General features: G+C 66.5%; 12 protein-coding genes and 1 pseudogene. 9 read left to right on the forward strand and 4 right to left on the reverse strand.

Going from position 1 to position 12,772, the window contains the following annotated elements:
• Nucleotides 1-15 precede the first annotated feature (15 nt).
• A complete protein-coding gene (locus AB0F68_RS06895) occupies nucleotides 16-144 on the reverse strand; it encodes a hypothetical protein (RefSeq protein ID WP_357333418.1) in 129 nt (42 codons plus the stop codon).
• 532 nt (nucleotides 145-676) lie between these two features.
• Nucleotides 677-1,534, reverse strand: a pseudogene (locus tag AB0F68_RS06900) (IS5 family transposase).
• A 321-nt stretch (nucleotides 1,535-1,855) separates the two neighbouring features.
• Between AB0F68_RS06900 and AB0F68_RS06905 the strand changes: the two are divergent.
• The 9 genes from AB0F68_RS06905 to AB0F68_RS06945 all read left to right on the forward strand — a co-directional run bounded on the left by AB0F68_RS06905 (nucleotide 1,856) and on the right by AB0F68_RS06945 (nucleotide 10,670).
• Nucleotides 1,856-2,713 carry a hypothetical protein gene (locus AB0F68_RS06905; protein WP_357333419.1) on the forward strand — a complete coding sequence of 286 codons (858 nt, stop codon included), beginning with the start codon at nucleotides 1,856-1,858 and terminating at the stop codon, nucleotides 2,711-2,713.
• A gap of 893 nt (nucleotides 2,714-3,606) precedes the next feature.
• Nucleotides 3,607-4,533: a hypothetical protein gene (locus AB0F68_RS06910; RefSeq protein WP_357333420.1), complete on the forward strand. Its 927-nt coding sequence runs from the start codon at nucleotides 3,607-3,609 to the stop codon at nucleotides 4,531-4,533.
• 317 nt (nucleotides 4,534-4,850) lie between these two features.
• Nucleotides 4,851-5,639 (forward strand): hypothetical protein, encoded by a 789-nt coding sequence (locus AB0F68_RS06915; RefSeq protein WP_357333421.1) that lies wholly within the window; start codon nucleotides 4,851-4,853, stop codon nucleotides 5,637-5,639.
• Nucleotides 5,636-6,514: a radical SAM protein gene (locus tag AB0F68_RS06920; protein ID WP_357333422.1), complete on the forward strand. Its 879-nt coding sequence runs from the start codon at nucleotides 5,636-5,638 to the stop codon at nucleotides 6,512-6,514. Before AB0F68_RS06915 ends, AB0F68_RS06920 begins: the two co-directional genes overlap by 4 nt.
• Entirely contained in the window at nucleotides 6,504-7,340 is an 837-nt protein-coding gene (locus AB0F68_RS06925) for a MazG nucleotide pyrophosphohydrolase domain-containing protein (RefSeq protein WP_357333423.1), read from the forward strand. Before AB0F68_RS06920 ends, AB0F68_RS06925 begins: the two co-directional genes overlap by 11 nt.
• Nucleotides 7,330-8,544 carry a hypothetical protein gene (locus tag AB0F68_RS06930; protein WP_357333424.1) on the forward strand — a complete coding sequence of 405 codons (1,215 nt, stop codon included), beginning with the start codon at nucleotides 7,330-7,332 and terminating at the stop codon, nucleotides 8,542-8,544. Before AB0F68_RS06925 ends, AB0F68_RS06930 begins: the two co-directional genes overlap by 11 nt.
• Nucleotides 8,541-9,500 (forward strand): hypothetical protein, encoded by a 960-nt coding sequence (locus AB0F68_RS06935; RefSeq protein WP_357333425.1) that lies wholly within the window; start codon nucleotides 8,541-8,543, stop codon nucleotides 9,498-9,500. The genes AB0F68_RS06930 and AB0F68_RS06935 overlap by 4 nt, the downstream gene beginning before the upstream one ends.
• A 40-nt stretch (nucleotides 9,501-9,540) precedes the next feature.
• Entirely contained in the window at nucleotides 9,541-10,080 is a 540-nt protein-coding gene (locus AB0F68_RS06940; RefSeq protein WP_357333426.1) for a DUF5680 domain-containing protein, read from the forward strand.
• Nucleotides 10,081-10,103: 23 nt separating this feature from the next.
• A complete protein-coding gene (locus tag AB0F68_RS06945; protein ID WP_357333427.1) occupies nucleotides 10,104-10,670 on the forward strand; it encodes a hypothetical protein in 567 nt (188 codons plus the stop codon).
• Here the strand turns inward: AB0F68_RS06945 and AB0F68_RS06950 are convergent.
• Both AB0F68_RS06950 and AB0F68_RS06955 read right to left on the reverse strand, forming a co-directional pair.
• The gene (locus AB0F68_RS06950) at nucleotides 10,667-11,884 is read right to left on the reverse strand and encodes a hypothetical protein (protein WP_357333428.1); all 1,218 of its coding nucleotides are present in this window, start codon (nucleotides 11,882-11,884) and stop codon (nucleotides 10,667-10,669) included. The two genes, AB0F68_RS06945 and AB0F68_RS06950, sit on opposite strands and share 4 nt — an antisense overlap.
• Before the next feature lie 13 nt (nucleotides 11,885-11,897).
• Nucleotides 11,898-12,772 (reverse strand): hypothetical protein (locus AB0F68_RS06955; RefSeq protein ID WP_357333429.1); only part of this gene is annotated, 875 nt, incomplete at its 5' end.

The raw sequence follows: 12,772 nt of genomic DNA on the forward strand, positions 1-12,772 counted from the left end.
CTACCAGCGAATGAGCTACTGGTCGTGCCGGTGCCCGCTCCTCGGGTTGCGCTGGTTGAGGATCGCCGTGGTGAGATTCATGAACGCGGCGGTGAAGCTGAGTAGGTGACCGCTGCTCTGGATGATGTCCAGCCATTGCTGCATGGGGGAATGGCCCGGTGTAGTTGTGGGGCCGGCCGGACCCTGTCTAACGATTCCAGTGCAGCGTTCGGCTGGGCCCTCCGGCCACGGCGTCGGAGGAACCCGGACAGGGTGAGATTGGCACGTTCGGCCGTGACCTGGGGTGATGAGACAGCGGACACGTGCATCTACGCTGTCCGCCGGAGGGTGGCGAGGCTCAGGTGGACGGCGGGTGGGCGCAGCGGCGCAGGGGCCCGGGGGTGATCCATCTTGGTGAACACCGCGGAGGAGCTATCCGCCTGCCTGGAGGCCTTGCGCCGGCGGCGCGGGCTCTCGTACGAGAGGATGGCGGCGGCAAAGAACCTGCCACCGAGACCGGGCGGGCGGCGGCTGGAGGCATTGGCCAAGTGGACGATCGGGGAGATCGTGACGGGGAAAGCGGATGCCGTCGGAAGGAGGAACTCCTCACTATCCTGGCCGTCTGCCAAGGTCGCGCCCGCCGATGAGCCGCAGTGGCTGGCTGCATCGGAGAGGGCTAGGCAGTGTCTTCAAAGGTTTACAGCCATTGGAGTAGCGCGGCGATGGGGACGGTGGGCCGGTACGACGTGGCGGTCTTGTCGTAGCGGGTGGCGACGCTGCGGCACTGCTTGAGCTGGTTGAAGCAGCGTTCGACGACGTTGCGCTGTTTGTAGAGCTGCTGGTCGAACGTCGGCGGCCGGCCGCCGCGGCTGCCTCCCCGCCGGCGGGTGGCCTGCTGGTCGGCGCGTTCGGGGAGGTTGTGCCTGATGCCGCGTCGGCGCAGGTCGGCCCGGATGGTTTCGGAATTATAGCCCTTCTCCGCGATGACGTGGTCCGGCCGGACGCGGGGCCGTCCGGGCCCTGAGCGCTCGACGTGGAGGGCGGCCATGACGTGCGCAAATCGGGTGCAGTCATTGACGTTGCCGCCGGAAAGCACAAACGCCAGGGTCTAGCCAAGGCCGTCGCAGGCGAGGTGAACCTTGGTGGTCAGTCCACCTCGACTTCGACCGGGGGCGTGATCTTGTGGTTCGTCCGTTTCACAGCCCCCCTTAGCGCCGGCGGCGTGCTGGTGGGCCCGCACGATGGTCGAGTCCACGGACACCACCCAGTCGATGTTCCCGGCCGCGTCTGCGTCGGCTTGGACCCCGGCGAGCATCCGCGCGAACGTCCCATCGAGGGCCCACCTGCGGAAACGGCTGTAGATCGACTGCCAGGACCCGTACCGGGCCGGCACCTCTCGCCACGCCGTCCCGGCCCGGATTTTCCACACGTTCCCGTTAAGCACCCGCCGGTCATCGGCCCGAGGCCGACCACCGTTCAGCGCCGACGGCAGGTACTTCGACAGGGCTTCCCACTCGACGTCAGACAACTCGTAGCGGCGTCCCACGTGCCACATCCGACACCAAGATCCTTTGAAGACACTGCCTAGGCGCGCGGCGTGGGTCAGGCGCCGGTCACGCGCCGCCGCGTGCTGAGAAACATTGTCCGCAAGCCCGATGCGCTGCGGCGTTCGCGGTGGCCAGCCTGGACCGATGTACTCCTCGAGTCTCCCAGCCGGTGTCGAATCCCCTGCCAACGTGCAGGGCGCAGTCGGTAGTGCCGTCTACCTGAACGCCGTCGCCGCCGGGTGTGATGTTCATCCCGCCTGGCAGCGGCTGTTATCTCCTCCGCGCAGCGTGGGCGTCGCGCACGGAGGGGGTGTGCAGTGGAAACGAACATGAACTCCAACATCTGGCAGGGCGGCACCGCCCCGGGAGGGCGCCCATTCTTTAACGAGACCGCCCGCGAGTATCAGGACGTCCGCCCTGGCTACGACAGTGCACTGGTCGAGCGCGTCCTGCACTACGCGGGCCGTCCCGCTGCGGCGGCCGAGATCGGTGCAGGCACGGGCAAGGCGACTGAGGCGTTTGTTGCCGCCGGGCTGTGTGTCCGCTGCGTCGAGCCCGATGCGTCGATGGCCGCCCAACTCACACAGCGCTTCGGCCGGCGCGACGTAATTGTAGACGTGCGGAGATTCGAGGAGTGGGAGCCCGCGGAGCCACCTTTGCTAATCTACGCGGCCCAGTCGTGGCACTGGCTCGACTCAGAGCGGCGCTGCGCTCGCGCGGCGTCGCTGCTTGCCCGCGGGGGAGCCCTGGCGCTGTTCGGGCACCGCTACCTTCTGGCGGATCCGGAGGTCGCGGCGGCCGTCGACCCGGCGTATATGGCTCACGCGCCGCACCTTCTCGGCGACCCTGAGGCGAACCGGGTGCCGGCGGCCCGCTACTGGTACACCACGGAACTCGCTGGGTCGGGCTGGTTTGTTGACGTCGAGGCCGACGACTTCTCGCAGGTGATCCGCTTTGATGTGGAGACGTACCTGCGTCTGGTATCGACATTCTCCTCGCATCGTGTGCTTGGTGACCGTGCGCTGGCGGCCCTAATCGGCAGACTGCGCCGCGACTTTCGGGGCCTCGACCACATCGACGTCGAACTCGCCACCGTCCTGACGCTGGCGCGCCGCCCCAGCCACGACCGACCGAGTTCGTCACGGTCCGGGTCGGCGCTCGCCCGGCGGCGGTCGATGCGCCTTTGACGCCATACGTCAGCCGACCGAGTGCGGAACCCGCACCACGAGACGTTGGGCTGGCCTTCGGGCCAGCTGCGGATGTCCAGGCCGACGTTGATCAGGTGGGCGTCGTCCCGGTCTCGCTGAGAAGAACGCCGACGCCCGACGCAGGATCTCGTCCTCCCGCTCTAGGAGCTTGCTGCACTTGCGCAGCTTCCGCAGCTCCGCGGACTTGCTGCTGGCGGTACCGGGCGGACCCCCTCCTCCACGTCGGCGAGCCGGAGCCCGCGGTGCACGCTCGACTCGGAGATCATGAAGCCTCCGCCCTCTGCGCGAGCGCCTCACCCTTTCGGGGCGACCGCGACCACGCCACGACGGAACTCCGGCGGGAACTCTTTCGGCATGGCAGAAATCCTTCCAGTGAGGATCAGACCCTCACGGATCAGGAGTCAACGGAACCAGGCGGAGTCCCTGCCGACCGAAACGCCCGAGGTTGAAGAAAGAGCTCAGGCCGAGGCAAAGTCAGATCATGGACAAAACGATCTCCGCGTAGGGGCGACATGCCACGCTCCCAGCACCGGGCGCAACCTACCCGGACAGTATCGATACAGCGGAGCCCATAGGTCCGGCGCAAACCGGCGGACGCCCGGAGCCCGATCCGCCGCGAGGTGAGCATGAAATCTTTCCGTGCGGCTGCGCCTAGGCCATCCGAAAATCCAATCATTGACATTATCTGGAACACGACTCTTGTCTGCCCGTGGGATTGCGCCATGTGCTGCGTGGACGCGGTCCACGTATCAGTGGTGAGAGATCGATTGGTGATGCGCAGCGACGGGCTGCGCACCGAGTCCCGAGTCGTGAGGGATCCGCAGGCGGGCAGTCCGTACGACCAGGCGCTTCGGGTACGCCAGGAGCAGGGAATGGAGTTGGATCTGGAAGGTAAGCGACGGGTCCTGCGTCATCTCGGCGACCACCGAGTCAAGCTTGATATATCAGGCGGCGACCCGCTCTCTGTCAAGGAGAACTATGTGCTGTTGCGGGAAGCCTCTGAATTGCTGGGGCGTGACCAAATCACTCTCACCGCGACGGGTGCCGGTCTGGCCACCTACGCCGTCTCGGAGATCGTCCCCTACGTTGGCGAGTTGAACTTCACCTACGACGGCACCAGCCTCCAAAAGGGTTCGTTGCGTCCGGCGACCTACGCGAAGGGAAACCTGCGCAAGGCGCGGCAGTTCGCCGATGCCGGGGTCCGCGTTCGCGGCGAGTGTCCCTTAACGGTTCACAATAGTCAGCCGCAGGTACTGCGCCGGATCTACCAGGACCTGCACGACGCCGGTGTAGAGACCCTTCTGGTAATGCGGCTCTTCCCGGTTGGTCGGGGCGTCTCGACGTCCGCAGCAACACCGAACCCCGGAGGCTATCGTGCCGCGATCGACACGCTCCGGCAACTGGAGCGGGCGAATGGGAGCCCGAAAGTGAAACTGCAGTGTGCTCTCAAGCACCTCGACGGCTTCTCGGCAGGCGAGAACCCGTGCGACGCCATAACTCAGAGCTTCGGCCTCACACCGCAGGGCATCCTGCTTGGGTCGCCGTGGGCAGTCGATGCGGTCGGAAGGCCGATGGACGACGCGTGGGTACTCGGCAACCTGGCTGACCAGCCCCTCAGCACGATCCTCCTCAGTCACAAGGCGGCGAATCTGCGGCGGCGGGCCGATGAGAATCACGGCCACTGCAAGATCTTTTCATGGCTCAACGGCAGGTCCCGGTCGAGCGTCGATCGGATCTTCGAAAAGAGTGATCCGCTCTACCGAACACAGGCCCAATTCCGTGCCGACGGAACGGCGTGATGACGCTATCAAGCGGTCGCCCGCAGCGCGTCAGGCCAGGACCTAGCGCGCTGTCGGCCACCTCGCCCCTACCGTCAGCGGCGGTTTCCCATACCTGGCTCCGGCATCCGGAGACGCGAGCTCTGCTGTTCCTGACCTCTCTTGCGGTCGCGGTAGAGGTGGGGCTCTGTGTCTTCATGCTGTCACGGACGTTTCCGTTATGGACGATCGGCAGCGTCATGGCCGCCTACCATGCGGGATATCTCGCCGCACGTGGCAGGACCGGACGGTGGCTCGGGAGTCACAGCCGGTTGGGCACGTGCACCTTCCTGGCCGCAATGTCGATCGTTCTCGCATTCCCCGCCGCCAGTCCTCTGGCGATCACAGCCTTCGGATTCTCCGTCTTCGTCCAGTCATGGCGTCGCAGGATCAAGCCGCTCTCCACGCTTCGGGTCGGGCAAAAGAATGCGGGGAAGGCCGCAGGCATGGTGGCGGCAGCCCTATTCGCGGCACCCGCCGTGCTGGTGGTCTGCGTGGTCGTCGCGCTCGCGGCCGGCACCGCGTTCCTTCCCCATGGGCCAGTACCCCCGGTAGCCCTCGGCGAAGCAGCGGCGGCTCCGGCGACAGGATTCCCAGACTTGCTGTTGTGGACGGAGGCGCTGCATCACGCGCACTACTTCGCTTACTGCTACGTCTTCTGGAGCCTGACGACGCTGGAACCAGCGCTGGTTGGCCCGCTCTTCATCATGGGGTGGGTCTTTTATTTCGCGCTGGAAGCGTCGCTGCGTGGACGACGGCGGCTCTTCCGGCCGGTGTGGTTCGTGCTCGGGCACGTCCTCTGCGCCGCGGCGCTGGCGGCCATCACCGCCGTCAACGACAACCTATTGGTGCTGGCAATGTGGGTGATCACCGGGATCGGGGGCGGCAGCGCATACATGCTAGGGAATGTGCCGGCCATCGGGGACCGCGAACTGTTCGAGGACAGCGGCCATGTCCTTGGGTGTCTTGTTTGCGTCGCCGCCGTCGCGTTGACTGGTAGCGCTGCCGCAGCGACTGCGGCCGGGGCGACACTGGCGGTCTTGGCGGCGGTGACAATGCACCTTTCTATGCGCGGGAGGCGCACGTGATAAAGGTCAAGGAGAGCCAGGCGAAGACGATGCTGGTGCGGTCAAAGCTGCCTGATGCAGATTTCGTCGTCAACCCCTATACCGGGTGCCGGTTCGGATGCGGATACTGCTACGCCAGCTTCATGGGCCGGTTCGTGGGCGAGCCCATTGAAGCGTGGGGCGACTACGTTTATGTCAAGACGAACGCCGTCGAAGTGCTCACCGCCGAGTTGGCTAGGCTGAATCCGGCCTATCGGGACAGCTCGGTGCTGCTTAGTTCTGTGACCGACCCGTATCAGGCTGCGGAGGCCAAGTACCAGCTCACTCGTGGCATTCTCGCGGCCTTCGGTGACAACGCCTATCCGGGCACTGTATCACTGCTGACGAAGGCCCCGATGGTCACGCGGGACATCGACTTGCTATCTCGTATCTCGAGGGCCGAGGTCGGCATGACGGTCACCACGACCGACGATGCAATCAGCCGATGGCTGGAAGTGCGGGCGCCCGTCACAAGCCGCAGACTTGAGGCGCTCCGGGCGCTGCGTGATGCGGGCGTGACGACGTACGCCTTTGTGGGGCCGCTGCTGCCCCATTTTCGGCTCCGGCCGGATCTCCTCGACGACCTGTTCAAACAACTCAGCGAGGTCCAGGTCGGATCGGTATACGTTGAACATATCAACCTGCGCGGGTATATCCGGTCCCGTCTCGGCCAGTTTCTGGAAAGCCAGCCCCGAGAGGTCCGGGACATTTACCGCGCAGCGGATGGCGCCGAGCATCGCGCTAGCCTCGACCGCATCGTCGCCGACATCGTCGACCGATATGGCATCCGCCTGCGGCTCGATCAGGTAATCCATCACGATACGACCATCCCGGGAAGGGGCAGCGATGACGCCTGAGCGGCGCGACGGGCCGGCTTCCGGCACCGGTGATTCCCTCGCGACGGAGGCCGTGGTCGCGGCCCTGCGGGAATCGTGCCCGTTCAACCGGCGTCAGCGCCCACGGGATCTTGTAGCTGCGCTGGAAGCCGAGGTCCGCGAGCTCGCCGCCGCGATCGACGAGGGATCGCTCCGAGACATTCGGAGCGAACTCGGAGACGTGCTGTTCACGGTCGTCTCGCTGGCGGCGGCGTACGCAGACGTCGGCGCCTTCGATCTCGCGGACGTCGACCGGGCATCCGCCGAGAAGATGATCCGGCGGCATCCGTACGTCTTCGCCGGCGAGCCGGATCCGGGCCCGGCCGAGGCGGCGCGGCAGTGGGCGGAGCAAAAGGAAGCCGAGGAGCGCGACCGGCTCGCCGACCGTGCTGGCGTCGGACTCATCCTGCACGCCCACGGAGTTCCAGAGGTGACCTCGGGCGTCCTCCTGCGAACCGCCACCGCGCTGCTCGGACCGGGCGTAAGCAGCGTAGCCGGCGCAGAGCAGAAGGCTGACCACCCGTACGCTGCGGCGCCGGGCTCCGCTGGGCCGCCAGCGCAGCTTCGGTTGGAGTTCCCGGCGCCGCTCATCGCACCTGACACCGCAGCACCAATCGTCCATATCGCAGCTGCGTCGAACCCGGACGCCATCGCAGTGGCATACGGCCACAGCGAGCATGGGTTCGCGGCTATCGCGGCGTTTACCTCGGACAATCCCGACCCTGTCCGGCTCCGAGCCGACGCCGGGAAGATCCTTGCAACCGACCGTGTCGAAGTCTTCCTGACCGAGGTGCAGCATGCCCGCTGAGAACCTAACCAACGCCAGGCAGATCGCCGTTCTCGGATCAGCCGGCGACCTCGCGACCGCCACTGAACTCGATCACGCCGCGGCCGTCGGCCGGGAACTGGCGCTGCGAGGCATCACCTGCCTCGTCGGCGGGGACGACGGGGTGATGGGTGCCGCCGCCCAGGCCGTCAAGGACGCAGGCGGTAAGACCGTCGCCCTGCTGCCGCGCGGAGGTTCGCTGGGTACCCCGTCCCGGTTCGACGTAGTGATCGACACCGGCCTCAGCTGGGTCCAGTTTGGGGACTCCCTCATCAGATCCTGTCGTGGAGCGGTCGTAGTCGGGGGCGGCGCCGGCACCCTCGCGCAACTATCCATGCTCTACCTGTCGCAGCGGCCGGCGGTCTTCCTCGGATCGGAGAGCGTCCTCGCCGGACAGTTCGGCAACGGATGGCTGGACGGGAGGTGCCTCATCGAGTTCCCGGTCCGCGACGACGCGCCAGCCGCCCTCGACTTGCTGATCTCCCTCACGGAGCGGGACCAGTCGCCGGAGGAAGTCCTGGCGACCGCGCGAGCCCTGCACTTCGCGAGCTACCCGTTCGGTGACCGCGCCGCCTACCTCGACAGCGGCGAGCTCTACCGCTTCGCCGCGATACAGCTCGTCGGGGAGGGCGACCCAGTTCTGCGCACCGACGCCTACGCCCGTATGTACGACTCGCTCGGCGACCACCAGTACTACTGCGTGGGTGACTTCTTGGCGGCTGCCGTCCATTATCGGGCGGCCCGCGCACGACTCGGTCCTGCCCCCGCAGACCCTGCGTTCGCCAACTACCTCGAGGCGATCATGCTGGAATCCGTGGCGTTCGCGCTGCACGAGTTCGGGGAGCATCAGCTAGCCGCTACCGCAGCGACTGCCTCAGCGCGGCGGTATGCGGCCGGCATCCCGCTGTCAGACCAGTCCGAGCATCCGTACCTCAAGCATTCCTCCGACGGCCTAGACGCCGCCGCGGCGCTGTTCGAAGCCCATGCCCTCCATGACAACGGTCGGCTGGACGAGGCAATGGCAGCCCTGGATCGGGCCGAGGCCGGCTACCGCCTCGCCCTGCGGCACAACCCGCGTTGGGGAGCGGACGTGTCGAGCGACAACTACGAGCGCTCCATGAGCCGGGTCCGCGCACTGCAGGCCCGCATAGCGCGCCCGCGTCGCACAGTCGAGGACCCGGTGTGAGCGGCGGACCCCCCGACGGCATGTCTCCTGCGCCCGTCGCCCCTCCGATACCAAGCGTCCGTATCGGCCAGGTCGACGTGCCGCGACTGATCCTCGGCGACCACGGATTCCTTCGGAAATACGGCAGCAGCCTGACTGATGCGCAGGTCCGGCAAAACATGCGGTACGCCCAGGACCGCGCGGACCTCGGGTTGACAGGCGGAGACCTGCGCTGCCTGCGACTAGCAACCACGGTCGCGGGTGCCACTGGCTTCGTGCTCTATCACACGGATGTCCGATTCGTCTCCAGCGGCCGGCGCGCCCATTTCGGCCGCTGCATGTCGACCCTGCACGCACACCTCGGGCAGGTCGCGCCCGCCTTCCTTCGCAAGGACCCGCTGACCGGCGCCTTCGTCGCAAGCAACGCAGGATACCGGCCCTACCGGTCGACAGACCGCCTCACTCTCGACCCGGCCTGGTGGACTGCCGAACAAGACCGGTTGACGCGATACCGACCGCACGCCGTGTCCGTGGGCGGGGACTACCTCGACGCTCTGCTAGCACTCGACCGGTTCGAGGTCGCGCTCGACGCGCTTCGCGCCTACGCCAAAATCTGTCGGCGTTGGGGAAGCATCCTCGTTCTGACGTCGTACCTCCTGGGGGTCCTAGACCTGCGGCGCGTCGGCCCGCTGCTCGCCTGTTGCGACGCCGTGATGGCGCCAGTCAACGCCCTCGGCCATGGCATGGTGCCGGATCCGGAGCGGGCGTTGCGGAAGCTTCGGAATCTGCACCTGCCGGTGGTCGGCATGCACACGCTCGCCTCGGGCTGCCTGCCACCGGCCACAGCCCTGCCGCATGCCTTCGCGTCCGCCGGTCTCGCGGCGGCAGTGGTCGGCGCGAGCACCCGTGAACACATCGACGAACTTATCCACGGCGGACGCGGGGCGGTCGACGGCGCGCGCCATCCCCGCTCATGACACCGACGACGACCAGGAGCTCAGATTGAAATCTGTCGCTATGAATGACAGCCTGCGCGACTTCCTCCTAGAGGCTCGGGCGTACGGCTGGCCGGAACATGCCGGGCCCAGCACCCATCCCGCGTTCCCAGGCTTCATCGAGACCCGCTACTCACGAGACGCTTGGGACTACTCCGACTTGTGGTCGGGCACCACCACCGATCTCGGCATGCAGATCATTTTTCACGGCGGCGCACCCTACTGGGGCTGCACCTACCGCGGGGGTGTGATCGACCCAGCAGATGCCTCTGGGACTGGCGTTCCGGTAGATGTAGTCTTCGAGTTCCTGATCGACGCATTGCGCCAACCGTCCTGCCCGACGCTGCCGGTGCGCGGGCCCGAGACCTACCGCAGCCGCAGTGGGTCGCTGAGGTACTCGTTTCAGCCGCACGGACGGCTGCCGTCGTTCATTGCGTTCGAGCGGATATCTCTGGGCGACCGGCTGCTCTACGAGCGCATCTTGACCGGTGGCCGGTTTGGTGACGGCCAGGGATACGGTCAGGCCCTGGGGTCCCTGTTGACCGCGAACGGCGCGGACTAGTGCCGACGCCGCAGGCTCCGGTGGTGGTGGGCATATCCGGCTCCTCGTGCTCCGGGAAGTCCACCGTCGCCAAGGCCGTCCGGGTCCTGTTGGGGGGTGACGTGACCCATCTTCAGCAGGACCTCTTCTTCATAGATCCCGATTTTTGCCCAGCGGACGGGAACTTCTGCGACCCCCGGTACCTGCACCAAGCAGACTTCGAGAACGCAGTCCGCTCCCTGGCCGCCGGGGAGCCGACGGTTGTGCCGGAGCTGGACTTCACGACGTTCCGACGGACCGGGGCCGTGAGGGTCCGCCCGGCGGCATTCCTAATCGTCGAAGGTATGACGATCTTTCGCTCACCGGTAGTCTACGAGTGCTGTCATCACCGGTTCCTCCTCACCCCACCGTTCGAGACGCTTGCTGCACGCAAACGCGACCGGGACGTCAGGGAACGCGGTAAAAGTCCGTCGATCGTCGAAGTCCAGCTCAGCTGGATGCTCATGGAGTACGAGCGGGATCTGCATTTCGGCTGGGCGGTAACGACGATCGACTCCGTGGATTCAGCCGAGGTAGCGCACGTGATTCTCGATACGCTCCGCGCCGGCTAGCTAGTGGTACTACGCGAAGTCCCGCTGCCACTCGGCGCCGCCTCTGGGTGGCCCTGGCAGTGCCGGGACTCCTCCCAGCAGACCGGGCATGGCTCCTCCGCGGCTATGTCCGCACCGGCGCGTGCCGCCTCGATGACCGACTCGCCAGACGGGTAGGCCGGAACGACGTGACCGTCCGAGGTCGTCGTCAGGACCCTGAGTTGCTGAGCCCGCTGGACAAGATCGCTTACCATGGCGGGGGACCACTCCTGCTGGGATGCGTGGTTGGTAAACTTTCCCGCCCGAATGATGTCGCGCACCCAGGGCAGCACGTTCGGCGCCGCTGACCGCGAGATCTCCAGCAACTGGTCTGCTTCACGCTGGAGTAGTGATACTACCGTCCGGGCGTCCACCGCCTCCTGCCACAGTTTGTCGAACCTGCTGGCGTACCGCAGAACCCGAGCGTGCTCGGTGGTGACGGCGCCGCCGATCGATCTCCAATCCGCAGCCAACGGCAAGTCGTCCTGTACCACGAGATACTTGCGGTCGATGATGAACCAGCTGCCTGAGTAACGTTCCCGCTCCAACACGCGCAACCGCACCCCAACGTCGTATATGTCCCGCCGGACGATCGCGAGCCCGTGTTCGAGGAGTTCGGCAAAATCTGTCAACCGCCGGTAGCTGACCCCGGCCTCCATTCGATCCGTGATCGCCTGCCAGATCAGGGCAACATGGGGTAGCCGAGGGGTACGGCTGACGGCGACGATCTCGCGTTTCGCGGTCAGGATTGCCTCCGCCGTCAGCAGCGCCAGCACGTTCGGGTCACTGGTGGCCGAGCGGTGCTGTGCCGGCAACCCGCCCTGCCGCACGAAGAGGGCATCCGCGAGCTGGGAGACCCGTTCGCAGCGTTCACGAAGGTGGTCTACCCGCGAGACGCCGGTCGTATCGAGATTGTGGATCGGCCCAATCTTCCCGGCCTGTGTCCAAACAGCTTGGGCCGCCTTCGAGGTCCACGAGCTTCTCGGATCGCTGGCGTAAAGCGTTGTCCCACCGTCCCGCTCACCGGCCAGTCCGGCGGCGACGAGGCGTCGCCGGACCCGGACGGGAACCTCTTCAACGCGCACTGCCCCGAGTGCGACCAGCCGGACATACAGGTCGATGTCGACCTCACGCATGCCGAGCTCGCGCAGTTCTGCGGCCAGCTCCCGGGAAACCGCCGCCCTTGCGTCGTTCATAGCACCCTCCCGCTCAGGGATCCCGCCGTTGTCCGGGCCACCACCGGCGACTCTCCTCGACTGCGGCGAGGCCTTCCTCCACAGCTAGCTGTCCTCCGATGCTGGCCACCACCGGCGCCATTGTGGCCACCACTACCTCACAGGTACGCCGGGACGAGTGCTGCCAGGCCTGCCTCGCAAGCGCAACCAGAAAACCCATTGAGTCGGGGCCCCCCGATTCCTGGGCCCTGGCGAGGACGAGGCCGGTTGCAACTGCGGCCGAATTCGGAATCATGGCTAGTACCCTAGGCAGCAGCGCCAGGGGAAGGTACTCCGCGATCGTATGCACCGCCTCAGCCCGGGCCTCCTCCTCGGCGATAGCCCGCACAGCCGCGAGCGACTCGATCAGCTGATCGCTGCGCAGGTGCCGGGTGACGCCCGCGATGCCTCGCCCACGGGCATAGCCGCTGCGCATCGAATGAATATCGGCAAGTGCCTCCGCCAGCCCGTCCCCGTCCAAATGTCCGGCGAGGGCGACCAGCGCGGTCGCCCTGATGTATTCATCAACGATAGAGCGAGCGCCAGTGAGCGCCGCACCCGCCAGGCTCGCGGGCAAATACGGTGCGAGCGCAGCCAGCGCCTGCCCGCGGAGGTGTTCGTCGAGAATGCCGCGGACGGACTCGACCGCCGTCGCCAGCACTTCGCCCCGCGTGTCGTCTGACAGGAACGGCACCAAAGCCGCCAATGCCTGCACCCGACCATCCCCATCCGGAATCCCGCGAGCCGTCGACACCGCCGTCGCCAGCACTTCATCCCGCGTGTCGTCTGACAGGAACGGCACCAAAGCCGCCAATGCCTGCACCCGACCATCCCCATCCGGAATCCCGCGAGCCGTCGACACCGCCGTCG

Source organism: Micromonospora sp. NPDC023966 (assembly GCF_040639095.1).
GTDB lineage: Bacteria > Actinomycetota > Actinomycetes > Mycobacteriales > Micromonosporaceae > Micromonospora.

Excerpts from the sequence above, each read along its gene's own strand:
- AB0F68_RS06895 (WP_357333418.1), bottom strand. The coding sequence starts at position 144 with ATGCAGCAATGGCTGGACATCATCCAGAGCAGCGGTCACCTACTCAGC.
- AB0F68_RS06905 (WP_357333419.1), top strand. The coding sequence starts at position 1,856 with ATGAACTCCAACATCTGGCAGGGCGGCACCGCCCCGGGAGGGCGCCCA.
- AB0F68_RS06910 (WP_357333420.1), top strand. The coding sequence starts at position 3,607 with ATGGAGTTGGATCTGGAAGGTAAGCGACGGGTCCTGCGTCATCTCGGC.
- AB0F68_RS06915 (WP_357333421.1), top strand. The coding sequence starts at position 4,851 with ATGTCGATCGTTCTCGCATTCCCCGCCGCCAGTCCTCTGGCGATCACA.
- AB0F68_RS06925 (WP_357333423.1), top strand. The coding sequence starts at position 6,504 with ATGACGCCTGAGCGGCGCGACGGGCCGGCTTCCGGCACCGGTGATTCC.
- AB0F68_RS06930 (WP_357333424.1), top strand. The coding sequence starts at position 7,330 with ATGCCCGCTGAGAACCTAACCAACGCCAGGCAGATCGCCGTTCTCGGA.
- AB0F68_RS06940 (WP_357333426.1), top strand. The coding sequence starts at position 9,541 with ATGAATGACAGCCTGCGCGACTTCCTCCTAGAGGCTCGGGCGTACGGC.
- AB0F68_RS06950 (WP_357333428.1), bottom strand. The coding sequence starts at position 11,884 with ATGAACGACGCAAGGGCGGCGGTTTCCCGGGAGCTGGCCGCAGAACTG.